Below are 25705 nucleotides of genomic sequence, written 5' to 3' on the forward strand. Positions count from 1 at the left end.
CGGGCCGAGGAGGGCCACTCGCGGAAGAGCCGTCCTGGGAGCCGTCCTGACCACGCCGGTGCGAGCTGGAGAGATCGGTCGGGGCCTGCCGGGAGCGATGAAACGCGATGCCCATCTGGAAACTCCAGATACCGAACAGCAGCGCGCCGGCCGCACAGGCGGCCACAAAGGCCCAATCGCGTTTCTTCATCTGATGCAACAATGCCAACTCAAGGATGCACCGGCCGTGGCCAGCGCCAACCAGTCCGCCAAAATGCCCACCGCGGCAATGCTCGCGAAGATGCCCCGCGCTCCCGTCAAGACGTTGCTGCGTCCGAAGCAAGACTCACGCATAGTGATGCGATCGGGCGCGCTTGTCGATCCGCGCAGCACGCACCCGCGCTGGTCACGGAGCAGTGATTATCAAATCATGCCTCCAGCAACACTCCGACCAGATCATCCCGTGTCGGCAACAATCTTGCCAAACTTTCACTAGGCCGTTGGCGCACTGAGTTCGAAGATGCAGATGAAATCGGACGAATCGCAATGACCGAACTTGAGGAGCTTCGCTACTTCGAGCACCAGTGCCTGGAGATGGCCAGGCAGTCCACGCTGCCGGATGCTCGACGCGCGCTCCAGATCCTGGCACGCAACTACGCTACAGCTGCCGAAATCCTCGAACGGCGCGCCCAATCCGCCAACACCGCGCTCGCCCAACTGTTTCGATGCCTGAGGCTCTGAACTAGGGGCCGTCGACGTCCTGCTGCCTGACCAGATCCGTCATCAGGACGAGCAGTTCGCGGCCCATCTGATCGCCGTCGATCGCGGACGGGTTTGCAAGCAGGCCTTCCATCTTGCAAGTCCAGGCCGGGCCGGCAGCGGCGCCGGAATAAGCCATCGACCAATCGGGGAAGCGCCGCGGCGTCGCCGGCCTGAAGGTGAGCAGGGTGATGTCCCGGTGTCTCGGATCGGACTCGATCGCGCTGAATATCTCCTCGACGGCAGCCCGCTCGCCTTCGAGGACCTGGCAGAAGTAACCCTCACTGAACAGCAGGGCGCCGGTCACGCCGAGCCGCGCATTCTTCGCGCGCGACTGCGCCAGGATGCTGCGAATGATCTCACTCGCGGAACTGTCGTGCAGGTTGCTGGTGCTACGACTGACGTAGATCAGGGCATGCTCGGTTGGCGACATCCTGAAATTGCCTCAGCGCGTCGAAGGAAGAAGCCGGCAACGAACACGCGGTCCAAAATGAAAAGGGGCCGCGTCACGCCAACGGCCCCTACCGGCAAATCTGAAAATTTCGATCATGATGCAATAGCCCAAGTTCCCCGTTGGTTAGCGCGGTTCCCGATTAAAGGCGAATCCGGAGAAACACGGGACGGCAGAAGGTGTCGGCGAGCTCCGAGAAGGTATGCCGCCGCCGCGCAAACAACGTTTCATTAACCCGACTCGCCCACGCTCGTACCGGGCCGTCTGGATGGGCCGCTACGCCGAAGGCCGCCACGATGAGTTTCGTGGCGGCCTTTTGGCTTCTGACAGTGCTGAGGGAGACGACCGATGGACTACGGCGCCTTCACCGACGCCAGCCTGAAAATGATGTACGAAGCCATCCGCGGCGCGCTCAAGGCCGACGATGAATTCGAGGCACACGGCGAAGAGCCCAAATTCCGGGTCCGCGCAACGCCCGAATGGAAACGCCACGCCGGCAGTCTCGAGGCCGAGATGCTGAAGCGGGGGCTGCAGCTCGACATCATCGACTGGACGAACGGCCAGGGCGAGCTGCCGCTGACGGTGGGGCCGTGAGCGGGTAGCGCAGAGGGCCTAGATGGCCGTTCGCTTCGGTTGCATCACAACATCGAGCGCGACAGTCTTAGGCGCAACCGAGGCAGTTGATGACAGTGCCGTCGACGACGCCGTGCGATTCATTTGCTTCCCAATCGGGTGCCGCGCGCAAGTCGTCTCAAAGTGGGTTGGCTGGGGAGCCCTCACAACGCATTTGCATCTGTTTGAATAAATCCGCATCGGGAGTTTTGAATCAACTTCCGCTAGCGGGTCGATGAATCCCGCCAGAGAGCCGATCGAGGCCTTGGGAGCACCCTAGCGGTTGGTACCCAGCGTATAATACTGCGCGCCGAACGGTAGCAACGAAAACAGCCGGTCAACTCTGCGGAGCAGCGGGCCGGCCGCCGGCACCGAAAAAATATACCGCGTGCTGATATCTTTGAAGCCGGCGCCCTCGAGAAGTGTTTCGGAATCACGTCGTTTCAACAGCACCGCGTCCTTGTCGAATTCGCAGGTGTTGACGATGCGCCGGGTCACGGGATTGAATGGATTGTGCTCGAAGATCGCAAACAATCCTCCGGGACGCAGTACGCGGCGTACGTCGGCAACCAGCGTCGGCCGCTGTGCCACGGGGACGTGATGAAACACATTGATCGCGAACGCGCCGTCGAATGACTGGTCGCCGAACGGGAGATGAGTGCCGTCGAAGACTTCGTAGCGGATGCCAGGGTTGCGTTGACGTGCCACCGCGATACTGGCGCCCGAAACGTCAATTCCCGAAATCCCGCCGACCCGATCAGTCAATTGCTTGTGGGCATTGGCAACGCCGCAGCCGACGTCGAGCAGTTCGGCTTTGGCTGCGCCGCCCTGACGTGCGTCGAGGATATCGACCAGATAGTCATTCTTAACGCGCGCGAAGAAGTCGATATCGAGGCCCGAAAAATTCAAGGCCTTGTTGATCTCCTCATTGTAGTTCGCTGTGTACGCGTCGAACTCGGCACGGTTGAGATCGTCGGGCTGTGTCATCGGTTCTCACCATAGCTTCCACGGTGCGGAGCCGGAGGCCCACATTTCTTCGAGTTCGCGCTTCTCTCGCAGCGTATCCATCGCCTTCCAGAAGCCTGGATGGCGATAGGCCATCAATTGTCCATCGGCTGCCAGCCGTTCCAGCGGTCGACGTTCCCAAACGGTTTCGTCGGCGTCGATATAGTCGAGGACGCGAGGTTCGAGAACGAAGAACCCGCCATTGATCCAGCCCATTTCGGCATCTGGCTTTTCGTGGAACCGCGATACGGCATCGTACTGGTCCATATCGAGAATGCCGAAACGGCCAGGTGAGGGGACTGACGTCACCGTCGCGAGCTTCCCATGGCTGCGATGGAATGCAATCACCTTGGCGATATCGAGATCGGCGACGCCATCGCCGTAGGTGAGACAGAAGGTTCCATCCAGGTACGGTGCAGCACGTTTTATGCGTCCGCCGGTCATCGTATTCAGGCCGGTATCGATGATCTTCACTGTCCAGTCATCAAGCGATTTAGGTGTGAGGTAGTGGACTTCGCGCGTGGCGGTGCGAATCTCGATGTCGTTGGTTTCGAGGAAATAGCTGGCGAAATAGTGCTTGATCATCGATGCCTTGTAGCCAGCGCAGATGACGAAATCATTCAACCCGGCTGCCGCGTAGAGCTTCATCACGTGCCACAAAATCGGCCGGCCGCCGATTTCAACCAGCGGCTTAGGCACGAGGTCGGTTTCCTCGGAAAGGCGTGTGCCGAATCCACCGGCGAGAATAACCGCTTTCATGTCTTGGCTTTCAGTTCGCCGCGCGGTGGCGGTTGAGTTGTATTGGCGGTCTCACGCGCCAGGCTGAAAATCCTGCTGGCTCAAAATATCGATCACCGGACCATCATAGCCAATATCCTTGAGATAATTACGTATCTCGACCGGAATGTGCCATGCCAGATTAAGCAGCGGATTGGCGCCCCGTGAGGCCTTCAATAGATCATCGTCGGAACCGATCGGAATCCGCGTGCCCGGCAGGTAATGGCCGATCTTCATCGAACCGGGCTTTTCGTGCACGATCAAGATCGAGTCGTCGCCGAGTGCCAACAGCTTGATCAGGATGGCGGCGCGCCCCGGGAAGGCCTTGCCGCGAAGCGGTCCATTCTTCTGTACGAGAGTCCTCAACTCCTGACTCTTCTTGTCGCGCCAGCGCGTCACGCCGCTGCGCAGTGTTGCGAAGTCCAGGCCGAAGTTCGCCTCCTTGGCCTCGAGTTCCTCTATGGCTGCCAAGTCTACCGCGGACGCCAGCTTGCCCGCAAAAACACGAATGTTGCCGCCATAACGCGCCGGAAACTGCACGTCGATCAGATTGAGACCGAGCGTGCGGGCGATGAACACGAACGAGCGGTAACTGTATGTGCGCGGGTGCTCGTGGTAGAAAGTATCGAACTGATTGGTGCGCAAAACCGACCCGAGATAGTGGTTCTCGATGACCAGGACGGTCTTTTCGCCGATCAAGCGCTTCAGCGCGGCGATCACGCTGCCGAGGTCTTCGATGTGCGCGAACACGTTGGTGAAGGTGATGAAGTCCGGCTTGCCATGCGTGGCTACGATCTGCTCTGCCGTTGCTTCGGTGAAGAAATCATGGATGGTAACGTGTCCTTTCGCCGCACAATCCTGCGCAGCCGAGGTCGGCTCAACGCCGATGGTGGTGGCGCCCTTCTTTCGGAAGAAATCCAGTAGGCTTCCGTCGTTGCAGCCGACATCGACGACCTTCCTCCCTGCAACCAGGCCGAAGCGCTGCTCGCAGGAATCGGTGAGGTCCTTCATTCCGGAGAGCACGTCGGCAGTAAAGCGCGACCGGTAGTGATAACTCTCGGGAAACAGCTCGCGCTTTGGAACCTGAAAGCGCTGGTGTGCGGTCCGGCAATTGTCGCAAAAGAGGATCTCGATCGGGTATTCGCCGCACGTCCGCGGGCTTCCGATCGCGACAAGATCGTCGCACATCGGGTGGGCCCCGAGATCCAGCACGGGAGCAAGCGTGCGGTTGCCGCACACTTCGCAATGATCGATCTGATTGGCCGGCACGATTGTCGAGTTCATTCGATATCCATGTGACAAGCTGTTACGGCGCATATTGTTGTATCAAAGCCGCCGTACCCTGAAATACGCGGTGACTTTGCGTATTGGGCTCCATTTGTCAAAGGTTGAGGCCGGCGGATATCCCCCGATGGATCTTGCGGGTCGCAGCATCTCGCATTCGGCGGATTGCCAGAACCTTCGCAGATGGTTAGGGCGATAACGATGAAGATATCGGTCATCGGCGGCGGGCGTTGGGCCCGGACGATCGCCTCGGTGCTGTGCGGGCTCCCGGGCCGCGCGGATCGGATCGCCATGCACTCGCCGAGCAATGCTGCGGGCCTCCGGGCGTGGGTTGCGCAATCGCAATTTGCCGGCCGGTTGAGCGCTCTGGACGCCTGGCCCGCCTCTGGAGCCGGTCCGGAGCGGCCCGATGCAGTCATCGTCGCTAACCGTGCGGAAGACCATTTCGAGGCTGCGTCCGGCCTTCTGGTTGACGGTATCCCGGTGTTGGTAGAGAAGCCCGTTGCCCTTTCGCGTGGCAAGATCGAGGAACTCAACAGCATCGCTAGGGCCAAGGGTACGGCGTTCGGGGCCAGCCACGTCTTCTTGTTCGCACGATACGTCGAGGCCTATGCAGCCTCCTTGGCCTCGCTCGGCCGCCGGCGGAGCATCCGGGCGACTTGGACCGACGGCGCTTCGGACGTCCGTCGCGGAGAAGCCAAGAGCTACGACCCCGCGGTGACACTGTTCGATGATGTGTTGCCCCACATCGTGCCGATGGTCGGCGAAGTGCAGTTCCGCGATCTCGCACTCGTGTCGCTGGATGTTCGACGCGGCGGCGCGCGTCTGGCGATCGAAGCACAGGCCCATGGGCTGCCGGTTTCTTTGCTCATTGCACGCAACGATCAAGGTCGGCAGCGCCGGATCGAAGTCGAAGCCGAAAAGGGCGTTGCTGTGCTCGATTTCGCCGAGGAGCCAGGGGTCATCGATGTCGCGGGAACGCGCGTGAACGGCGACCCGCAGTGGACGACGGCGCTCCGACCACTGGGAACAATGCTTTCCGCGTTCATTGCCGCCGTCGAAGGCGCGCCACTGGATCCGCGTTTGTCGCCGGACCGGGCCATCGCATCTGCCGCATTCGCCGACGCGATTCGCGGCCGCTACATCGCCCATCAGGCTGAATGGCTGGCGAAGCGCTTGGGTGAACCGCTCGATACCGCGCTGCTTTATGCGCTGGCGGAATTCGGCGGCAACGAAGCCGGGACCGCCGACAGCATCTCCAAGGCTTGGCCAGCAATTGCTGGTCAAGCTGAACTGAAGATGCTTTTGGCCAGAAGTCGGCTATTTTCCGACGCGGGCTAGGTCCCGTAGCGAGATATCTGCGCACGCATGAGTTCGAGCGCGTCCTTGCCGTTCGCGAAATCCGCATACCACTGCGCCGTCCATGCGATCGTCTCGTTGACGTCGAGCCGAGGCCGCCAATCCAACGTCTTGGCAGCCAGCGCGCAGTTGATCCGCAACGTCTGCTTTTCCGGTGGGAATGAGCCCGACGCCTGCTTCCAGGCCTGTCCATTGCCCAGCCCTTCGCCGATCGCCGCCGCCACTTGGGCGACCGACATCGATTCATCCGTAAGTGGGCCAAAGTTCAAGGAGGGTGGATCGGCTGCACCTCTGTTTGCGAGGTATTCCGCAAAGCCAAGATAGCCGGCGAGGCAGTCCAGTACATGCTGCCACGGCCTGGTCGCCGCAGGATATCGCAATTCAACCGGCGCGCCTTTGCGTGCGGCCCTGTAGAGGTCCGGGACGAGCCGGTCGCTGGAAAAATCGCCGCCACCAATCACGTTGCCGCCGCGCGCCGAGGCCAGAGGCACCCCGAGCGGCCCAAAGAAGCTCTCCGCATAACTCCGGATCACGATTTCGGTCGCGCCCTTGGACGCGCTGTACGGATCTGAGCCGCCCAGCGGGGCGTTCTCGGGAAATGCCAGGCCAGTCTCCGCATTCGCATAGACCTTGTCACTGGTCACGGCCAGAATAGCCTGCAATCCTGGGCTGGCGCGCAGAGCTTCCAGCAAGTTCACCGTTCCCATGACATTGCTGGCGAAGGTTCCGACCGGGTCGCGGTAGCTTTCCCTAACCTGCGCCTGTGCAGCCATATGCAGAACGATTTCGGGTTCGACGATTTTGCAGATTTTGGTCACCGCCGGCATATCGCGAAGATCGGCGCTGCGGCTGTCGATCGCCACGCGCTGCCCGATGGCTTGCCAGAGATTAGGTTCGGTCTGCGGCTTCAAGGAAAACGCGGTTACCTTCGCGCCGAGATCGGCCAGTATCACGCTGGCCCACGCGCCCTTGAAACCGGTATGTCCGGTCAAGAGGACGCGGCGACCGTGCCAGAAGCTCGGGGTCAAATTCGCATTTCCCAACGCAGGATACATACTGTGAAAATGGCTGACGTCATTGCTTGCTCTGTTCTGCGGAGATATTGGCGGTGGCCTCGACCGTCACCAGGGGTCTGAAGCGGACTTGCTGATAAATCCGGCTCACATATTCGCCGATAATGCCAAGAAAGATTGCGTTCAGGCTGATCCCGAACAGCATAACGACGATGAGCGTTGCAAAGCCACTCGGCCACGACTTGCCCCGCAGCAGCGCCTCGACGACGTAAAACAGCCCAAGCAGAAAAACAGCGATCGAGATCAGGAGGCCGGCATAGGACGCAAGCCGCAGCGGAAGAACCGAGTGCCCGATAATTCCGTCAAGGGCAAAGCCGACAAGTTTCCGCACCGGGAATTTGCTGCGGCCGTGTAGCCGCTGTGTCCGGTCGTAGGGAATGCCGGTCTCGCGCGCGGCAAACGAAGATACGACGCCGCGGACGTAAGGGTTGTAGTCGTTCAGCTCCTTGAGGCGGTCGATCACGGAGCGGTCGACGAGGCGGAAATCGCCGGCGTCGCGGGTGATTTGATCATCGGAAATCTGGGTGAGCAGCGCGTAAAATGCACGGCGACCGAGGGTGAGCAGTTTTGCTTCCTCGCGGCGTCGGCGCAACCCCACGACCACATCATGGCCCTTTTCCCAAAGCGCAATGAATTGCGGAATCAATTCAGGTGGATCCTGAAGATCGCAATCGACCTGAATTGCGGCATCACCGGTTGCGTTTCGGTAGGCGGTCAGTAGCGAGCGCTGAAAACCGTAGTTGCGCGTGAAGCGGATCACCTTGACCCTGCTGTCGGTCTTGGCAAGTGCAGCAAGGTGTTCGAACGTTCGGTCCTCGCTGTGGTTGTCGGTGAAAACAAACTCCAGATCGTATTGGGGTAGGTCTTTGAAAATAGCCGTCAGCGCGGCGTAGGCGCGATCGACATTGGCTTCTTCGTTGTAGACCGGCATGACGAGGGAGATCAGCCGTCTTCGCTTGTGCGGCTCTCCCTCCAGTGTCCCCGCATCGACGGCGCTGCTCATGTCGGCTCATTGCTGCTAATTAATGCAATCGGAACTTCTAGGCAGGCCACTCAAGATATGCAACTCTTGGAACGCCTAGGAATGCTTATTTTGAGCGGCCATCCGAGCGTCCGCCGGCGGATTTCCCAATATTGCGTGGTGCCGCGGCGACAAGAGCACGCGTTGAATTGTTGGACCTCAAGTCAGTTCTGGTCGTCGGAAGGTCGGTTGGGCTTCCGCTCATAGATTCTGAGGGTCGGTCCAACGCGTGGTTTGTCGATCGGCTGCCAAATGCCTTTCAAGATAGCGAGCGAGGATCTCACCCGAAATTCAAGGCTTGGCCACGGTGTGAGAAGATAAATCGGCGCGGTGGCCGTCACCCCGCTGGGATCGGGGGCGATTTCTTTAACGAAGGAGATTCCCTCCGCCGCAGTCGGGCCGGGCGTCGGCGTTGGAATCAGGGCTTGGTACATGCGCATCGAAATCGGACTGGGATCGTCGGCAGCGAGGCGTTGTGTCTCGATCATCTTGGCGTAGTGCGGGCTTCCATACAGACTGCTCGAAAGGATGATGTATTCGGGGTCGAGAGTATTGACGCCGCTCCAGGTCAGCACGCCTCCATACATCTTGGCGTGTTTGAATATCTTTGGATCGAAGTAGCCAAGATCGTCGAAAACGATGCGGGCGTTCGGCGGTATGCCACCTTTGGCCGCCCAGTCGTTCAGTGCCAACAAGGTGCTATCGCGATGGTGTAGCTCGAGCGCGCGGTTGACCAGTGCGAAGACCTGGTCAGTGCCGAGGTATAGGCTCGTAAGGAAAACAGCAGTGACAGCGATTGGACGCGCTATGCGCCCGAACGGCCTGGTAAGAAAAAACTGTAGCCAAGTCACGACGAAGTCAAAACTAAGGATCGCCATTAGAGGCAGCGCGACCAAAAGGTATCCTAGAATGACCCAAAGCTTGCCGAGAAAGGCGTAGTAAGCAATTTGCGACAATGAAAGTATTGCGGCCAGGAAGAAGGCGCGTTTTCTCGGCGTCGAGAGGCCGCCGACCAGCGCGTGCAGCAATCCCGCCACGGCCAACACTGAACCGAGCGGGCCGACGTAGTCGTAGATGGCCTTTATCCAATCCCAAAACGTGAACGTTCCCAGCGGCCCACCCGAGCTACCGACGATGCGCCATTGCGTGATCCAAGACTGGAAGTAGTAGGGCGTGATGACCGCGTAAGGATTCGTACCGAGCCAACCCGCCAAGGCGGCCGCTCCGAGGACGGCAACTCGCTGGGCAACAACCTTCTTGTCCCATTCGTGAGCGCCTGTCGCTCGAATTCCCATCAACAACGCGGCCGTTGCTAACGGCACCGTCCATGGTCCGCCAAACTTCGTCCCCTGCACCAAACCACACATCAAGCCCAAAGCAGCGAGGCTCGAGAGGAGCCCGTCATTCGAATGACGCAGTGCGAGTCCGAGTGCCAACAGCCCGAAATATATCTGAAGCGTATCCGGATGAATTATCGTCGTGTAATAGAAAAAATAGCCGTCCGTCAGCAACACAAAACAGGATAATATTCCGACTACGACCCCCGCATGCTTCTTCGCAAAATTATAGACGAAAAGCAGACTCATCAACGCGGCGAGCATCGATATCGTTCTGAGGACAATGGGAGCGGTTGGAAAGGCAGGGAGTCCGATCAGGCGCGCCGTCGCATAGAAGGGAAGGGCGATATCGAACGTCACCGCGCCATAATAGACGATATTGTCGTATCGAAGCGTTCCCCAATATGCCGGGATCTTCTTGAAGGCTTCCGCTGTCGGATCCAGGTAATTGGCGGGATTGCCAAAAGGCTTGGCGATCGTGCCATCGAGCGCCAACGTCATCCACGGTTCATCGTTGGCGAAAGCCGCCAGCAATTGAGGGTTATCAGTGTTACGCGGAACAAGAGAACCAATGCTGATCAAAAATACGAGAAGAATTGGTGCGATATATCGATCCACGCGCGCATAATCGCGAATAACCTGCAGTATGATCCGAATGGGAAGTACCCAGGCCAAGGTTTTTTGCAAAGCTTCTCTCCCCGAAATCACTGAATGGGCTACCGGAGCTTCTTTGCCATTCCGCTAGACATTCGCGCGCCTCATCCAATTGATGTTCAGTGTCACCTGATACGGGAATGCCTTGCAAAGACAAGTCACTGACAATTTCGGTGACTGCGGAAGATCTCTTTTCGTTCGGGTTGTAGCTATGGAAACACAGTAGCTGCTGGTTGCGCCTTCGTACCCGTCATGAGCTCACGGACTGAAATGAGCTACCGGCTGACACGCGATCAACGAGCAGGGAGGAATATGGCCGAGGTGCCATACGACAGCGCTGCCGTTCGCCGCCAGTGACGGCCCGGTAAGCCATCGCATGCTTCAATTCCAATGCCGCTGTGATCGCACCGAGGTGTTGTCAAAGAAGGAGGGGAACGTCGGCGCGGTCGCGTTCAGCCACACTGGTGATCGTTCCATGGACGATTCAGCGATACCAAGGTAATCAAAGCGCTCGGTGATGTGCCGGATGATTTGAGCGCGTTGTAGCGTAGGGCGCGGACTGCCTTGGTGTCGTCGTCGCACAGTCCGAGGGCTTTCGCCGCAACTGCCTGCTAGCCGCAGAGCTTGGTCTGATTTCGGAATCAAAATCGCGCAACTTAATCATTGTCTTGATTGGTGAGCGCGGAGGGACTCGAACCCTCGACCCCATGATTAAAAGTCACGTGCTCTACCGCCTGAGCTACGCGCTCACTCACCTGAACATCGGATCCGGACGAAGGCTTCGCGCCGCTCCGGATCATGCTCCAGCCCGCGCTGTGTAGGGGGCAGGGCCCATCGGGTCAATAGCCGAGGGGCGGTCAATTGTGCACCGTGACGGCGGATTTGCCGTTCCGGCGCCTCAGGTTAGGCCGGTTTCTTGAAGTTAGTCAGCTGTCGTGGCGGATTTCCGAGCCGACCGGCTGCGACGGGGCGGCGACCGAGGGCAGGCTGACCGGGCGGAGCCCGATCAGTTCCGCGGTGCGGATCGCGCTGTTGCGCCAGAATGCGAACTCGTTGATCCGCGAATTCTCCAGGATCGCGATGGAAACCGCGGCGAGGAACGGCAGGCTTTGCAGCACCAGCACGCCGGCGAAGATGTAGATCTCGCGCACCTGCTTGTAGCCGTTGGTGACGACAAGCACGATGGCGCCGATCAGGAGCAGCACGCCGATCACGGCCTCCCAGAACGCCTGGAATTCGATCGACATCCGCGACAGGCCGCCCTTCGAGGTGCGGGCGAACGCGAGATGCTCGGTGATCAGGCCCTGCGCCACCGCGCGCGATACCGTCCACTGCACGCTCATCGCCGCGATCATGGCGCCCAGCATCTGGGCCGCCTTGATGTTCACCCGCAGCCGGTAGAGCGCGACGAAATGCACCAGCGAGACGATGAAGGAGGCGATGATCGGCAGGGTAAGGATCTTGTCGGGGATCGCGATGTCGGCGAAGGCGACGATCGGCACCCAGATCAGGTTGAGGATCGCGACCACGACGCCGAGGCTTTCGGCGCCCAGCCAGTTGAGCCAGCCGAGCGAGAATTCGCGGCGCTGGTCCGGCGTCAGCCGGCTGGCGCCGGGCAGGAAGCGGCGCCAGTGCTTCTTGACGATCTGGAAGCCGCCATAGGCCCAGCGGTGGCGCTGCTTCTTGAAGGCCTCATAGGTGTCGGGCAGCAGGCCTTCGCCGTAACGCACATTGGTGTAGTGCGTGAGCCAGCCCTGCTGCTGGATCGAGAGGCCGAGATCGGTGTCCTCGCAGATCGTGTCGGACGACCAGCCGCCGGCCTTGTCCATCGCGGCGCGGCGGATCAGGCACATCGTGCCGTGCACGATGATGGCGTTGAACTCGTTGCGCTGGACCATGCCGATGTCGAAGAAGCCGGCATATTCGCCGTTCATGATGTAGTGCATCAGCGAACGATCGCCGTCGCGATGCTCCTGCGGCGCCTGCACCAGGCCGACGCGCGGATCGGCGAAGGCCGGCACCAGGTCCTTCAGCCAGTCCGGATGCACGACATAGTCGGCGTCGATGATGCCGATGATCTCGGCATCCGCCGCGGTCCGCTCCATCGCAATCCGCAGCGCGCCGGCCTTGAAGCCCTGCACCTTCTCGGCATTGATGAACTTGAAGCGCTCGCCGAGCATCCGGCAGTGATCCTGGATCGGCCGCCAGAAGTCGGGATCAGGTGTGTTGTTGATGATGCAGACGCACTCGAAATTCGGATAGTCGAGCCGCGACACCGCATCGAGCGTCTGCTTCAGCATCTCGACCGGCTCGAAATAGGCCGGGATGTGGATCGAGACCTTCGGAAACTTGACGTCCTCGCCCATCGTGGCGGGCGCGAGCGGTTCGCTCTTGCCGATCAGCCGGCGCGGGCCGCGGCCGAATGCCACCGCCGCGATCTCCTCGATCCGCGCCATCGCGATCAGGACCAGCGGAACCAGCAGCACGAGGCCGAGGCTGAGCGCAAAGGCCGAGCCCCAGACGAAGTAGTGCGTGGTCCAGTACGAGAACACGGTTGCGGTCCAGGCGCCGACGCCGTTGGCTGCGGCCGACAGCAGCAGCGCCTGCATCACGGTCGGCTGGTCCAGCCGCAGGATCGGCAGAGACATGAACAGGCCGACCAGCACGGCGACCAGCGCGATCTTCCAGTAATTCGGATCGGTAACCGGGCCGGTCCAGGCGAACTTCGCCTCGCGGTCGGCATTGAGGATGCCCCAATAGGGACCGACGCCGCCTTCGAAGAACTTCCAGGGCTGATCGATGGCCTCGACGATGTTGTAGTCCATGCCGATGGCTTCGGCGCGTGCGACGAAGTTGCGTAGCACCGTGGCCTGCTGGAACGGGCCGGGTACGGCGCTGCGCAGATTGTAGCCCTGGCTCGGCCAGCCGAATTCGGCGATCAGGATGCGCTTGCCGGGGAAAGAGTCGCGCAGGAGGTTGTAGCGGTCGACCGCCTGATCCACCGCCTGCTTGTCGGTGAAGTTTTCCCAGTACGGCAGCACGTGCGCGGCGACAAAGTCGGACGAATTGGCGAGCTGCGGATGGTCGCGCCAGATGTTCCAGATTTCACCGGTCGTGACGGGAACGCTGACCGACTTCTTGACCGTTTGGATCACCTTGATCAGCCGGTGCACGTTGTTCTCGGCGATCGCCCACTTGATCGCCTCGGCCCGCTTGTCCTCGGGCTGCGCTTCGGCATCGTGGAGGCGTGTGTCCTCCTCCCGCTGAACGCGCGGGGCCTCGTCACGAAGGAAGCGAGCAAAATCCTCGCGAAAGCGCTCGGCCTCGTCAGGGCTGGGGTCGTCCTTGGGCAACGGTCCGAGATTCTCGATCGGAACCTGCTCGCCGCGGAACACGGTTTCGTTGCCGACCACGATCCCAATGACATTGCTGTTGCGCTTGGCGAGATTGATCGCATTGAACAGCTCGCGGCTGTTGCGGTTGGCGTCCTTGTCGATCCAGGCGCCGACCGTGACCTTCATGCCGAACTCGGCGGCGACCGGCGGTACCAACTCGTTGCCTTCGGTCGACGAATAGAGGCGGACCGCTTTGGTCAGCGTCGAGAGCTTCCTGAGGTCGGCGCGCACCTTCTCGCTGTCGGCGGCAACGTCTGCGACGGAGTGGCCGGACTCGAACGGGGCGTAGGACAGGCTCGGCAGCGTGCCACGGAAATCGGGCGCCGACTGCTTCTCCTGGAAGAGACCCCACAGGGCAGCGTGGGCGGCGGTGACAAGCAACAGGACGGCGACGACGGCGCGCATCGCGGTTAAACCATACGGGGCCTGAGATTGAGGACTAAGCGAACCCGTCCCCTGGGTTCGGCCAACATAGCGGCGGAGGGAAAGATATCTCCGCCATCCGATTTAACAACTGGTGTGCCGCAATGGCGTTTTAAGGGCGCAAGCCGTTCCAGCTGCGAAAAAAAATCGCGGCCGGATCCGAGCGCGCGATGCCGCTATTTCGATGCCGGCGCCGGTGTCGCCGACGGGGTCGGCGCAGGCGAGGCCGACGCGGCCGGCGCAGGCGCGGCATTGCCGGCCGTCGCCGGCGCCGGGGTTGGCGCGGCGGCCGCTGCCGCCGCCTGCGGCTGGGCGCCCGGGTTGACCCAGCAGGCGTGGATGCGGCCGTCGAGGCTGCCGCGCACCTTGTCGTCGATCTGGGCGCCGAACCGGGTCAGGCAGCGGAACGCGGCCTGGACGTGACCGCCGGGGCAGCCGAACCGGTCATAGAGGTCGAGATGGCGGAACGCGGTATCGAGGTCGTCGTTCCACATCAGGCGGACCACGCGGCGGCCGAGCCAGACGCATTCCGGGTTGCCGGCCGGGCCGTTGATGGCCTGTTGGGCCTCGACGAATTCCTCGACCTTGCGCTGGTTGGCCTCCCGCACTGCGTTGGCATTGGCGTCGGCCTGACCAGGCTGCTGCTTGGCCTGATCGGGCGGGTTCGGCGTGCCGCTCTGGGCGAACGCGCCGCCGGCTCCGTTCACGAGCGCGAGCGCTGTGACCAAGCCCGTTACGGCAAGATGGCGCAAAGCAGTGTTCTTCAACTCAAGCAGCCGTCGACGCATGCATTCCCCGATATGTTCCGGCCCCTGCGGGATCATCCTAACGGCTGGCGTGATGCCGTCCAAATAGGTCTCCAGCGCGGCGGAGACTCTGGCGAAATCTGATGACTGGAATTTGGTATTTTGTCCAGCAAACTCACAACTTTATCGGCCCAGCGCAAAACTGTCGCAGGACAACCATGGTATTGACCGATTCCTGGACTTGGCAGACGGGCTATGACCGGCTAATTCGACGGTCCCCCGGAGGATGGAACCGATTTCGCTTCGTACGCCGCTGGCGCTTCTCCTGATCTCGCTCGCTGTGATTGCAACCGTGTGGTGGTGGCTCGCCACGCCGATTACGCTCGCGCGTGCGCCGATCGATCCTGCCGCAAAGCTGCAATGCGTGTCCTACACGCCGTTCCGCGGCGCCCAGACACCGCTTGATCCCACCACGCAAATTCCGGTCGAGCAGATCGAGCAGGACCTCGCCGATCTCGCCAAGGTCACCGATTGCGTGCGGACCTATTCGATCGAGAACGGCCTCGACCAGGTCCCCGGCGTTGCGGCCAAGGTCGGGCTGAAGGTGATGCAGGGCATCTGGCTCAGCAGCAACCGCTTCAAGAATTTGCAGCAGATCGCGATCGCAGTCCGGCTCGCCAAGGAATATCCCGGTGTCGTCACCTCGCTGATCGTCGGCAACGAGGTGTTGCTGCGCGGTGAGATGACCGCCACCGATCTTGCCGGCAACATCCGCGCGGTGAAGGCGGCGTCGGGCAATCTCCCGGTCACCTATGCCGACGTCTGGGAATACTGGCTGAAGAACCGCGAGATCTATGACGCGGTCGATTTCGTCACCATTCACATCCTGCCGTATTGGGAGGACGTTCCGATCAAGGCGAAGTACGCCGCGGCGCATGTCGACGATATCCGCAAGCGGATGGCGGTGGCGTTCCCGGGCAAGGAGATCCTGATCGGCGAAACTGGCTGGCCGAGCGCGGGACGGATGCGGGAGGGTGCCTTGCCGTCGCGCACCAACCAGGCGCGGGTGGTGTCCGAGATCCTCGACCTCGCTAAGCGCGAAGGTTTTCGCGTCAACCTGATCGAGGCCTATGACCAGCCCTGGAAGCGCAAGCTCGAGGGCACCGTCGGCGGCAATTGGGGCCTGTTCGATGCGGTCAAGCGACAGGTGAAGTACCCGCCCGGCGTTGCGATCAGCAATTACCCGGACTGGAAGCTGCAGATGGCGGGCGGCATGGCGCTGTCAATCGCCACCTTCCTCGCGGCCTGGCTGACCCTGCGCCGCCGGCCCTGGACGCCGCGGCCGTCGGCCTGGATCGCGGTCGCGATTTCGGCGACGACGGCGGGGACGCTGCTCGGGATCGCCGGCGACAAGATGTACTTTGAGAGCTACGGCGTCGGTGGCTGGCTGCATTGGGGCGCGCTGCTCGCTGCCGCGATCGCCTCGCCCTTGTTGACGGCGCATGCGCTGATTGCCGGGCGCTCGCTGCCGACCTTCCTGGAGCTGGTCGGGCCGCGCGACTATCGCGGCAAGGGCGCGATCGGCGCAGTGCTGGCGATCGTGCTGGTCATCACCACGGTGATCGCAGCCGAGACCGCGCTCGGCTTCGCCTTCGACCCTCGCTACCGCGATTTTCCGTATGCTTCGCTGACAATGGCCGTGGTGCCGTTCGCGTTGCTGACCATGCTCAATCGCCCGAAGGAAGGCATCCGCCCGCTCGCGGAATCCGTGTTCGCCGGCCTGTTGGCGGTCGCCGCCGTCTACACGATCTGCAACGAGGGCACGATCAACTGGCAGTCGGACTGGACCTGCGTGATGTACCTTTTGCTCGCCGCTACGCTGTGGCGGGGGCGGGCCGCGCAAAACCCAGGATGAACAGTCCGATTGCAAGCCCCGACAGCACGACGTTGTAGAGCACGATCCCGAGCCCGGCTGCGATCAAGCCGACGGTGAGCAGCACGATCGACGGCCGCGTCAGGTTCAGCACCGCAATCACCAGCGCAGTGATCCCGAACACCGAGTTCTTGAACAGTACGGTCGACAGCGCGCGCGCCTTGCAGAGCATGGTCTGCGTGCCGGCGTCGCAAGCCAGTGCAACGGGCGAGAATTCGATCGCGAGATAGCGCACGTACAGCGCGTAACCGACGGTGACGAAGCCCACGACCATCAGGAACTGGACCTGATAGGGGGAGAGGCGGAACGGAGGTTTTGTCATCGCGGCACTATGGTCGGGAACGGGGTTTCGGACAAGGCTCGGCGAGACGCAGCGAAATTGGTTGAGAATTTTGCCGCAATCCCTTGCCGGACATGATTATTGGCTGTTCCGCCGGAACATCGAGGAGATTGTCGTCGGCTCCGGCTTCTTTTCCTCCGCAACCGGCTGCGGCGGTGGTGCGGCGGTACGCCTCGGCGCGACACGCCGGTGCGGCGAAGCCGGCTTGGCGCCGGCAGGCGGCTCGTTCAGGGCCAGCCGCTGGCCGTCATAGATCGCCGTCTCGCAGGTCCGCTGGACCAGGCTGAGGCCGGCGCAAATCTTGGCGGCGGTCCCGGCGTCGTTCAGTGGTCCGGCGACCAGGCGCAACTGCATGCCGAGCCCGTTGCTGCTCTCTTTGATGACGATGATCGGCCGCAGCGCCGCCAGCGGCGCGTTGGCCTTCGACTTCAAGAGACCGCGCCACAGCGCGCGCAGTCCATTGACCGAATTTGCCGTCCCGAGATCGACGCCGAACTCGGTGCGCTGGACCTGCGCCTTCGGCGCATCCTCTTCAACTTCGGAGTCCGGATCCGGGGTGATCACCAGCGGCGGGATCGGCGCGGCGCTGACGTCGCTCGCGGTCGGCGGCTTGGCCGCTTCGGTTGCCTTGTTCGGCGCGGGATCGCGCGATGCCATCAGCGGCTTGTCCGCGACCGGACTGGCCGTGCTCACGGGCGCGGCCGCTTTTACTTCGTCGGTACTGGCCGCGGCGGCAGCGGCGCTCATTGGACTGGCAACGGATGGGACGGCGGCAGAAACCGGCGGCGAACTCTCGGGCGCTGACGGCTTCTCCGCGGCAATCGGTGGCCTGCTAGCGGCGGCCGTCGGCTTCTTGTCGGCCGCCGCGGACTTCTCGGCCGCAGCATTTGGCTTCTCGACCGGCGCCGGCGCCTTGCTGTCGATGGATGCCACCATCTTGTCGGTCGCGACCAGCTTGTCCACCGCGGCAGGTGGCGTTGTTGCGACGGCAACAGCCGGTGCCGCCACCGCGGGCGCCGAATTGGCTGAAGCAGGCGGCGTGGCCGGCGCCGCTGCCGAGTATGTTGGTGCCGGCACGGCTGCCACCGGCTGTTTCGCGATCGTGCCGGTCACGGAGTCGAGACCCTGTTCCAGCGTGGTGACGCGCGAATACAGTCGGTCGCGGTCGCCGTTGAGCGTATCGATCGCGGATGCCAGCCGCCGCGTCTCGTTGTGGCTTTCCTTCGCCAGCGTCTGCAGCTGCTGGGCCTGTCGTGCGACATCGGATGCCGCGACCTGGTCGCGCCGCAGCGTCAGCGCCGACTGGTTGGCCATCACGGCGATGGTGACGGCGCCGACCGCAGCTACGCCCCACGACCCGAGCCGCCACAGCATGCGGCGATCGAGAGCATCCTCCTCGGCCAAAAAGCCGGTGCTGCTCTCGGCATCGAAATCCGCCGCCAGATTGTCGGGATCTTTGGCCAAAGCCCGCTTGGCCCTCCTCAAGGCCCGCCGAATCACGAGGCAAAGATTAACAGGAAATGGACCGGGAACTTGAATCTGAGGGGCCACGGAGGCGAATCGGTTTCTTCTGCCGGGGAAAACAATTAAAGACGGCCTCAAAGAAAGCGTTGCGCAGCGGATTGCGCGAACCGTCGAGGATACTGAATGACTGCGCGATCGAGCCTGACAGTGGTGCTTGCGGCTGGTGAGGGCACGCGGATGCGCTCGTCGCTGCCGAAGGTGCTGCACCCGGTGGCCGGACAGTCGCTGCTGGCGCACGTGCTCGATGCAGCAGCCTCCGGCGAGGGCTCGCAACTCGCGGTCGTGATCGGTCCCGACCACGAGGCGGTCGCCGCGGAGGCGCGCCGGGTGCGGACCGACGCGCAGATCTACGTGCAGCGCGAGCGGCTCGGCACGGCGCATGCGGTGCTCGCGGCGCGCGAGGCGCTCGCCAGCGGCGCCGACGACCTCTTGGTCGCGTTCGGCGACACGCCGCTGATCTCAGCCGAGACCTTTGCGCGGATGCGCGCGCCGCTGCGCGACGGCGCTGCGCTTGCGGTGCTCGGCTTCCAGGCCGCCGACCCGACCGGCTACGGCCGGCTGGTGACCGAGAACGGCAGACTGGTTGCGATCCGCGAGCATGCCGATGCCAGCGCCGAGGAGCGCAAGATCACGCTGTGCAACGCCGGCGTGATGGCGTTCGGCGGCAGCAAGGCGCTCGCGATCATCGAGAAGATCGGCAATGCCAACGCCAAGGGCGAATATTATCTGACCGATGCGGTCGGCATCGTCAGGGAACTGGGACTGGAGGCCGTCGTGATCGAGACCAGCGAAGACGAAGTGCGCGGCATCAACACCAAGGCACAGCTCGCCGAGGCGGAGGCCGTGATGCAGGCGCGGCTGCGGAAGCAGGCGCTCGAGGCCGGCGTGACACTGATCGCGCCGGATACGGTCTATCTCGCCGCCGACACCAAATTCGGCAAGGACGTTGTGATCGAGCCGTTCGTGGTGATCGGGCCGGGCGTTTCGATCGACGACGGCGCCGTGGTCCATTCCTTCTCGCACATCGTCGAGGCCACCATCGGCAAGAAGGTGTCGGTCGGTCCCTATGCGCGGCTGCGGCCCGGCACCTCGCTCGGCGACGGCGCACGGATCGGCAATTTCGTCGAGACCAAGGCCGCCGTGCTCGAGGCCGGCGTCAAGGTCAACCATCTCTCCTATGTCGGCGATGCCCATGTCGGCGCCAATTCCAATCTCGGCGCCGGCACCATCACCTGCAACTATGACGGTTTCCTCAAGCACAAGACGATGATCGGCGAGGGTGCCTTCGTCGGCACCAACACCTCGCTGGTCGCGCCGGTCACGATCGGCAAGGGCGCCTATATCGGTTCAGGCTCCGTCATCACCAAGGACGTCCCTGACGACGCGATGGCGCTCGAGCGCAGCGAGCAGTCGATCCGCGAAGGCGGCGCCGCGCGCTATCGTGCGGCGAAGCTGAAAGCGAAGGCCGCGAAGGGGAAGTGAGCGGCTGGCGTGACTGTCGTCATGCCGGCGCAACGGCTTTGCCATTGTGCCGGCAGAACGGTGATAGATTCGAGCACGCAATTTCCCCAATCGTCGTCCTGGCGAAAGCCAGGACCCATACCACTACATGTGATTGTGAGAGGGATTGGGGCCCCAGCGTCGCGCAGCAATTGGCGTAAGGGGTAATGGGTCCTGGCTTTCGCGAGGACGACACTGAATGTGTTGCACGATATGTGAGCTACCGCGCTATCGCGACATCTCGCCCGGCGCGCCGCTGTTCAGGCGGCACTCTTTGCCCGGGCAAGTTCATCAGTATTCGGCTGAACCGCTCCGAGCAGGATGCGCCGCTGCATCTCGTCAAAGGCGAGATCGGCGTTCTTCTCCCGTGTGACCAACGACAGCAGGATCGCGACCGCGAACGATAGCGGCATGCTGATGATCGCCGGGTTGCGCAGCGACACGAACCACCATTGGTGCTCGACCGATGCCAGCGGCTTGCCGAGAATGTCGACCTGGATGGTCGGCGACAGATAGATAAGCACCAGCGAGCTCAGCGTGCCGACGAGGATGCTCGCCACCGCCGCTGGCGTCGTGAAGCGGCGCCAGGTGATGGCGAGCACCAGCGAGGGGAAATTGGCGGCGCAGGCGATCGAGAACGCAAGGCCCGCCATGAAGGCGACGTTCTGGCCCTCGAACGCGATGCCGAGAAAGATGGCGAAGATCGAGATCATGACGGTCGCGACACGTGCGACCTTGAGCTGCTCGGCCTCCGAAGCGCTGCCGTTGCGGATCACATTGGTCCAGACGTCGTGGCAGAGCGTGGCGACGCCCGACAGCGTCAGCCCGGCGACGACGGCGAGCATGGTCGCGAACGCGACCGCACAGATGAAGCCGAAGAAGGCGTTGCCGCCGACCGTGAGCGCCAGCAGCGGCGCTGCCATGTTGCCACCGCCTCCGGCCTTTGCCACCGCGTCGGCGCCGACCAGCACCATAGCACCGAAGCCGATGATGAAGACCATCAGGTGAAAGACGCCGATCAAGCCGGTGGCATAGAGGATCGACAGCCGCGCGGCCTTGGCATCCTTCACCGTATAGGCCCGCATCAGCACATGCGGCATCGCGGCTGTGCCGAACATCAGGCCGAGCCCGAGCGAGATGGCGTCCCATTGGCCCGAGACCACCTTCGATCCCGGCTGCAGCACCTTGGTGCCGTATTTCTCGGAGGCCGCGGCGAACAGCTTGAGCGGGTTCATCTCGAAATGGGTCAACACGAGGAAGGCGAGCAGGATGCCGCCGCCCATCAGCAGCGCAGCCTTCACCACCTGCACCCATGTGGTCGCCAACATGCCGCCGAACAGCACATAGACCAGCATGACGCTGCCGACCACGACGACCGACCAGGTGTAGGGCAGGCCGAACAGCAGCTTGATCAGCGATCCCGTCGCGACCATCTGGGCGATCAGGTAGAACAGGATGACGGCCAATGTCCCGACGGCGCCGGCAAGGCGCACCGGGCGCTGGCGCAGCCGATAGGCCACGACGTCGGCGAAGGTGAAGCGGCCGACGTTGCGCAGCGGTTCGACGATCAGGAACAGGATGATCGGCCAGCCGACCAGCCACCCGATCGAATAGATCATGCCGTCGAAGCCGTTCGAGGTGACGATGCCGGCGATGCCGAGCAGGGCGGCGGCACTCAGGAAGTCACCTGCGAGTGCCCAGCCGTTCTGCCACGGCGTGACCTGGCCGCCGGCGGCGAAGAAGTGTTCAGTGGTGCGCGTGCGCCGCGCGGCCCAATAGGTGATCGCCAAGGTCAACGTCATGAAGGCGAAGAAGAACCCGATCGAAAGCGTGCTGCTGCCCATCTTGCTCTGCCCCTTCAGCGAAGATTGCGGATGCCGGCATCGAACACCCGGTTCGCCCACAGCACGTAGACCAGGCAGAGCGCGAAGGAGAAGATGATGACGAGCGGGCCGAGCACAATGCAGAGCGACAGGCCGGGCATCAGGATGGTGCCGAGCAGCGGCTTGTCGAACGCGAACAGCCCCATGAAGCCGAAATAGATCACGATCATCGCGGCACTGAGCACGAGCGCGACTGTCAGCCGCTTTTTGGCCAAGGCGCTGACACTCGGCGCCGGATCGGGTTTGCCGGGAATAACCACGTTCATGCTTGCCCCCTCAAAGCTTCACGCGCGCGACTTTGCGCCAATCGAACGAGCTTCAGCCGGGCTCCGAGGGAAAGGAACTATGGATTTTTGCAATCTGCCGTGCGCGGCTGCGGCAGGGCATCCGCCAGCGTGACCTGCATGTCGGGGTCCTGCTTCAGGGTATTTTTCAGAAACGCGCGGACGGCGCGGATGCGCGGGGCAAATTGCAGGTCGCTGTGGACGTTGAGCCAGACCTCGCGAAAGGTGCCGGCGTGGGCGGGCAGCACGGGGATCAGGTCGGGCCGGTCGTTGGTGGCAAAGCTCGGCAGCATGACGATGCCGAGGCCGCCGGCCGCCGCGTTCATCTGTGCGATCATGCTGTTGGAGTGGAACGCGATCTTCGGCTCCTCGATGACGTCGGCAAGCCAGCGCACCGAATCGACCTGGATCAGATCCTCGATGTAGGAGACGAACCAATGATCGGCGAGGTCGCGAAGGCTTGCTGGCGTGCCGTGATGGTCGAGATAGCTCTGGCTCGCGAATAGCCCGAGCCGAAACTTGCCGATGCGCTCGGAGATCAGGCCCGGACCGGGGGGCCGGAAGAACGACACGAACAGATCGGCTTCGCGCTTGTGCACATAGACCGTCTGCGCTGATGTGACGAGCTCGACGGCGAGTTGCGGCGCGGTGCGACGCAGTTTCGCGAAGCGTTGCGCCAGATAGAGCGAGGCGATCCCCTCCATGGTGGCGAGCCGCACGGTCCCGATCAGTCTCTGGGTGTCGCTGGCGCTGGCCTCCTCACGAATGGCGATCACCGCGCTCTCGACCCGCTCGGCATGACGCAACAAGCGCTCGCCGACTTCGTTGAGCTTGAGCCCGGTGCGGTGGCGTTCGAACACCGCGATCCCGAGCGAAGCCTCCATCTGGGCGATGCGCCGGCTCACGGTGGAATGGTCCAGCCGCAGCCGCTTTGCGGTCTGACTCAAATTTCCGGCGCGGGCGGCACAGAGGAAGACCCGCAAATCGTCCCAGTTGATCGTATCGAACATGGCGTGCCTCCGGATTTACGGCCCCTGTCTGCAAAGCAATTCCCGTTCCAATGCGCCGACGGCTCCGATCCTTCGCAACCGACCTTGCGACAATTCCCATGCGTGCCGGGAAGGCAGGGATGATACCGCTTCGCCTCCCTGGTCCTAGAGCTTTTCCGTTCCGATTGGATCGGAACGGAGCTCTAGATCTTGTTTTGACGCGTCTTCGCGCGAACCAGTATCCACTTCGCGGGAAAACGCTCTAGCCGGAATTTTCGTCATGCTCCCTCGTTTCAAGGCTGCTGCCGTCCACGCCGCGCCCGTCTTCCTCGACAGCCGGGCGACCACCGAAAAGGCGATCGCCATCATGCGCGAGGCGGCCAGGGCCGGCGCCGAGCTGATTGCGTTTCCTGAAACCTACATTCCCGCCTTTCCGGTCTGGGCCGCGCTGTGGCCGCCGATCGACAATCACGATCTGTTCGTGCGGATGGCGGAGCAGTCGGTGCTGGTGGACGGGCCGGAAGTGGCCCGGCTGTGCGCCGAGGCGCGCGGCCTCGGCGTCACCGTCTCGATCGGCATCAGCGAGCGCTCGGCCGTCAGCGTTGGCGGCCTTTGGAACTCGAACCTGCTGATCGGCGAGACCGGCGAAATTCTGGTGCATCACCGCAAGCTGGTTCCGACCTTCTATGAGAAGCTGGTGTGGTCGTCGGGGGACGGTGCGGGCCTCAAGGTCGCGGAGACGCGGCAGGGCCGGATCGGTGGGTTGATCTGTGGCGAGAACACCAATCCGTTGGCCCGCTTCGCGCTGATGGCGCAGGGCGAGCAGGTGCACATCTCGAGCTGGCCGCCGATGTGGCCCACAAGACGCCCGGCAGGCGGCGGCAATTTCGACAACGTTGCCGCCAACCGCATCCGGGCCAGCGCCCACTGCTTCGAAGCCAAGGTATTCGGGATCGTCACCGCCGGCTACATGGACCAGCCGATGCGGGCCTTCCTCATCGAACGGGACAGAACCATCGCCGACGTGATCGACCAGACGCCGCGTGCGGCGAGCTTCTTTGTCGATCCGACGGGTGGCGTTTTTGGCGATGAATTGCAGGACCAGGAAGGGATCGCCTACGCGGAGATCGATCTCAATCGCTGCGTCGAGCCGAAGCAGTTTCACGACGTGGTCGGCTACTACAACCGCTTCGATATCTTTGGCATGACTGTCGACCGCAGCCGACTGACCCCGGCGCGATTTCGCGATGACGAGCAGCCAATAGCGAAGGCGCAGGACGAGGCAATTCCGTCCGTCGACACTGACGCCGTATCGAGCGGGCAGAGGCGCGAATACCGGAGCTGACGAAGAGCTGGCTATCCGACGTCGCAGAGCCTGACGCTTTTGATCGGTGCGGAGACGAGCACCGTTGCCAATGCGGAAATCTATGGCTACGTTTTGCCCTAGGTTAGTCCCCAAGCGCTCGTTCGATCGGCCGGACGCTCATGCCCAAATTCCTTCGCATCGGAGTCCATCAGTCGAACGTGTCCGGATACACGTCGAAGGCATGGTGCATTCGACGGGCCGGCTCGACGGTCTTCCTGAAATGGGGCGCCGTGGAGGTTCAGGGCGCTGGCGCCGGACGCAAGGTCTACTGGACGTTTCCACCGCAGGAAAAAACCGTCCGTTGCCGTACAGTGCAGCGTGCCCAGGACTACACCAAGGCGGCCGTCGCGCGGCGGCGCAGCCATAGCTATGAACCGCTGACGGGAAATATTGCGAACCGGCGTCGGACCTCCGACCGAGGCCCGGAGCTCAAACAGGCGCTCGCGACGATCCTCTTTGTCGACATCGTCCGATCCACGGAAAAAGCCGCGCGGCTCGGCGACTCGCGCTGGGCAACGGTGATGAATCACTACTACGCCGCCGTCCGCCGCGAACTGAAGGCCTTGCGCGGCAAGGAGGTCGTGACGACCGGTGACGGCGTGTTGGCGACGTTCCGCGCGCCCGCTGCCGGGATCAATTGCGCGACCGCGATCGTCAAGGCCGTGAGGACGCTCGGGCTCGAGATCAGGGTGGGACTGCACGCCGGCGAGTACAAGGTGAGCGGCGCGGAGGTGATCGGCCTCGCGTTTCACATCGGTGCGCGCGTCGCCGCCAAGGCGCGTGCCGGCGAGGTGCTGGTCTCGAGCGCGGTCAAGGACCTGATGCCAGGGTCAGCCATCCAGTTCAAGGATCGCGGCGCGCACCAGCTCAAGGGCGTGCCGGAGCGATGGCGGCTCTACCGGGTCGAACATTAGGGCGTCTTGAACGGACGCCTGGGTTGCAATCAACGCCGACCGCTAATCTCTCGTCATTCCCCGGTGCGCAATTGCGCACCTGAGGGCGCGCCCCTTG

At 62.5% G+C, this 25705-nt stretch carries 22 protein-coding genes and 1 tRNA gene; 8 read left to right on the forward strand and 15 right to left on the reverse strand.

The annotated features are described in order from the left end of the window. The first annotated feature begins 97 nt into the window (after nt 1-97). Together ACE103_RS20990 and ACE103_RS20995 are read left to right on the forward strand one after the other, a co-directional pair. A complete protein-coding gene (locus ACE103_RS20990; RefSeq protein WP_375780975.1) occupies nt 98-475 on the forward strand; it encodes a hypothetical protein in 378 nt (125 codons plus the stop codon). 50 nt (nt 476-525) lie between these two features. Then, a complete protein-coding gene (locus ACE103_RS20995; RefSeq protein ID WP_223975152.1) occupies nt 526-720 on the forward strand; it encodes a hypothetical protein in 195 nt (64 codons plus the stop codon). Nucleotide 721: 1 nt separating this feature from the next. On the opposite strand, the gene ACE103_RS21000 is transcribed toward ACE103_RS20995, so the two are convergent. Then, nucleotides 722-1171 (reverse strand): BLUF domain-containing protein, encoded by a 450-nt coding sequence (locus tag ACE103_RS21000; RefSeq protein WP_375780976.1) that lies wholly within the window; start codon nt 1169-1171, stop codon nt 722-724. Between the two features lie 366 nt (nt 1172-1537). On the opposite strand from ACE103_RS21000, the gene ACE103_RS21005 reads away from it, so the two are divergent. After that, on the forward strand, nt 1538-1783 hold the full coding sequence (locus ACE103_RS21005) for a hypothetical protein (RefSeq protein WP_223975150.1): 246 nt from the start codon (nt 1538-1540) through the stop codon (nt 1781-1783). Nucleotides 1784-2077: 294 nt separating this feature from the next. Here ACE103_RS21005 and ACE103_RS21010 read toward each other — a convergent pair whose 3' ends face one another. From ACE103_RS21010 to ACE103_RS21020, 3 genes are read right to left on the reverse strand one after another with little or no spacing between them, the layout of a single operon-like run. Continuing rightward, on the reverse strand, nt 2078-2788 hold the full coding sequence (locus ACE103_RS21010; RefSeq protein WP_375780977.1) for a class I SAM-dependent methyltransferase: 711 nt from the start codon (nt 2786-2788) through the stop codon (nt 2078-2080). Nucleotides 2789-2794: 6 nt separating this feature from the next. Beyond that, entirely contained in the window at nt 2795-3565 is a 771-nt protein-coding gene (rfbF, locus tag ACE103_RS21015) for a glucose-1-phosphate cytidylyltransferase (protein WP_375780978.1), read from the reverse strand. Nucleotides 3566-3616: 51 nt separating this feature from the next. Further along, nucleotides 3617-4867 (reverse strand): class I SAM-dependent methyltransferase, encoded by a 1251-nt coding sequence (locus ACE103_RS21020; protein WP_375780979.1) that lies wholly within the window; start codon nt 4865-4867, stop codon nt 3617-3619. A gap of 201 nt (nt 4868-5068) precedes the next feature. Here ACE103_RS21020 and ACE103_RS21025 point away from each other — a divergent pair, with 201 nt between their 5' ends. After that, entirely contained in the window at nt 5069-6208 is a 1140-nt protein-coding gene (locus tag ACE103_RS21025) for a Gfo/Idh/MocA family oxidoreductase (protein WP_375780980.1), read from the forward strand. Here the strand turns inward: ACE103_RS21025 and rfbG are convergent. The 6 genes from rfbG to ACE103_RS21055 all read right to left on the reverse strand — a co-directional run bounded on the left by rfbG (nt 6205) and on the right by ACE103_RS21055 (nt 14917). Continuing rightward, nucleotides 6205-7254 carry a CDP-glucose 4,6-dehydratase gene (rfbG, locus tag ACE103_RS21030; protein ID WP_375780981.1) on the reverse strand — a complete coding sequence of 350 codons (1050 nt, stop codon included), beginning with the start codon at nt 7252-7254 and terminating at the stop codon, nt 6205-6207. The genes ACE103_RS21025 and rfbG overlap by 4 nt on opposite strands. A gap of 46 nt (nt 7255-7300) precedes the next feature. After that, nucleotides 7301-8302, reverse strand: a complete 1002-nt coding sequence (locus tag ACE103_RS21035) for a glycosyltransferase family 2 protein (protein ID WP_375780982.1) — start codon at nt 8300-8302, stop codon at nt 7301-7303. Between the two features lie 182 nt (nt 8303-8484). Next, nucleotides 8485-10344: a glycosyltransferase family 39 protein gene (locus tag ACE103_RS21040; protein WP_375780983.1), complete on the reverse strand. Its 1860-nt coding sequence runs from the start codon at nt 10342-10344 to the stop codon at nt 8485-8487. Nucleotides 10345-10984: 640 nt separating this feature from the next. Then, nucleotides 10985-11060, reverse strand: a tRNA-Lys gene (locus tag ACE103_RS21045). A 177-nt stretch (nt 11061-11237) separates the two neighbouring features. Further along, complete coding sequence (locus tag ACE103_RS21050; protein ID WP_223975146.1) at nt 11238-14111, reverse strand: glycosyltransferase; 2874 nt, start codon at nt 14109-14111, stop codon at nt 11238-11240. A 194-nt stretch (nt 14112-14305) separates the two neighbouring features. Further along, the gene (locus ACE103_RS21055; protein WP_375780984.1) at nt 14306-14917 is read right to left on the reverse strand and encodes a beta-1-3, beta-1-6-glucan biosynthesis protein; all 612 of its coding nucleotides are present in this window, start codon (nt 14915-14917) and stop codon (nt 14306-14308) included. 244 nt (nt 14918-15161) lie between these two features. On the opposite strand from ACE103_RS21055, the gene ACE103_RS21060 reads away from it, so the two are divergent. Beyond that, nucleotides 15162-16790, forward strand: coding sequence for a beta-(1-6) glucans synthase (locus ACE103_RS21060; protein WP_375780985.1), 1629 nt, complete (start codon nt 15162-15164; stop codon nt 16788-16790). Here the strand turns inward: ACE103_RS21060 and ACE103_RS21065 are convergent. After that, a complete protein-coding gene (locus ACE103_RS21065; protein ID WP_018271584.1) occupies nt 16750-17130 on the reverse strand; it encodes a hypothetical protein in 381 nt (126 codons plus the stop codon). The genes ACE103_RS21060 and ACE103_RS21065 overlap by 41 nt on opposite strands. Nucleotides 17131-17226: 96 nt before the next feature. Further along, a complete protein-coding gene (locus ACE103_RS21070; RefSeq protein ID WP_375774749.1) occupies nt 17227-18612 on the reverse strand; it encodes a hypothetical protein in 1386 nt (461 codons plus the stop codon). Between the two features lie 183 nt (nt 18613-18795). Between ACE103_RS21070 and glmU the strand changes: the two genes are divergently transcribed. Continuing rightward, nucleotides 18796-20154 carry a bifunctional UDP-N-acetylglucosamine diphosphorylase/glucosamine-1-phosphate N-acetyltransferase GlmU gene (glmU, locus tag ACE103_RS21075; protein ID WP_375774750.1) on the forward strand — a complete coding sequence of 453 codons (1359 nt, stop codon included), beginning with the start codon at nt 18796-18798 and terminating at the stop codon, nt 20152-20154. Nucleotides 20155-20432: 278 nt separating this feature from the next. Here the strand turns inward: glmU and ACE103_RS21080 are convergent, their stop codons facing one another. The 3 genes from ACE103_RS21080 to ACE103_RS21090 form a co-directional block, all read right to left on the reverse strand. Continuing rightward, nucleotides 20433-22016, reverse strand: a complete 1584-nt coding sequence (locus ACE103_RS21080; RefSeq protein WP_375774751.1) for a cation acetate symporter — start codon at nt 22014-22016, stop codon at nt 20433-20435. 14 nt (nt 22017-22030) lie between these two features. Then, nucleotides 22031-22321, reverse strand: coding sequence for a DUF485 domain-containing protein (locus ACE103_RS21085; RefSeq protein ID WP_375774752.1), 291 nt, complete (start codon nt 22319-22321; stop codon nt 22031-22033). Nucleotides 22322-22398: 77 nt separating this feature from the next. Further along, complete coding sequence (locus ACE103_RS21090; RefSeq protein ID WP_375774753.1) at nt 22399-23349, reverse strand: LysR family transcriptional regulator; 951 nt, start codon at nt 23347-23349, stop codon at nt 22399-22401. Nucleotides 23350-23608: 259 nt separating this feature from the next. Here ACE103_RS21090 and ACE103_RS21095 point away from each other — a divergent pair, with 259 nt between their 5' ends. Both ACE103_RS21095 and ACE103_RS21100 read left to right on the forward strand, forming a co-directional pair. Further along, a complete protein-coding gene (locus tag ACE103_RS21095; RefSeq protein WP_375774754.1) occupies nt 23609-24673 on the forward strand; it encodes a carbon-nitrogen hydrolase family protein in 1065 nt (354 codons plus the stop codon). Between the two features lie 140 nt (nt 24674-24813). After that, entirely contained in the window at nt 24814-25608 is a 795-nt protein-coding gene (locus tag ACE103_RS21100; protein ID WP_375774755.1) for an adenylate/guanylate cyclase domain-containing protein, read from the forward strand. Nucleotides 25609-25705 lie beyond the last annotated feature (97 nt).

This window comes from Bradyrhizobium sp. ma5 (assembly GCF_042258955.1).
Taxonomy (GTDB): Bacteria; Pseudomonadota; Alphaproteobacteria; order Rhizobiales; family Xanthobacteraceae; genus Bradyrhizobium.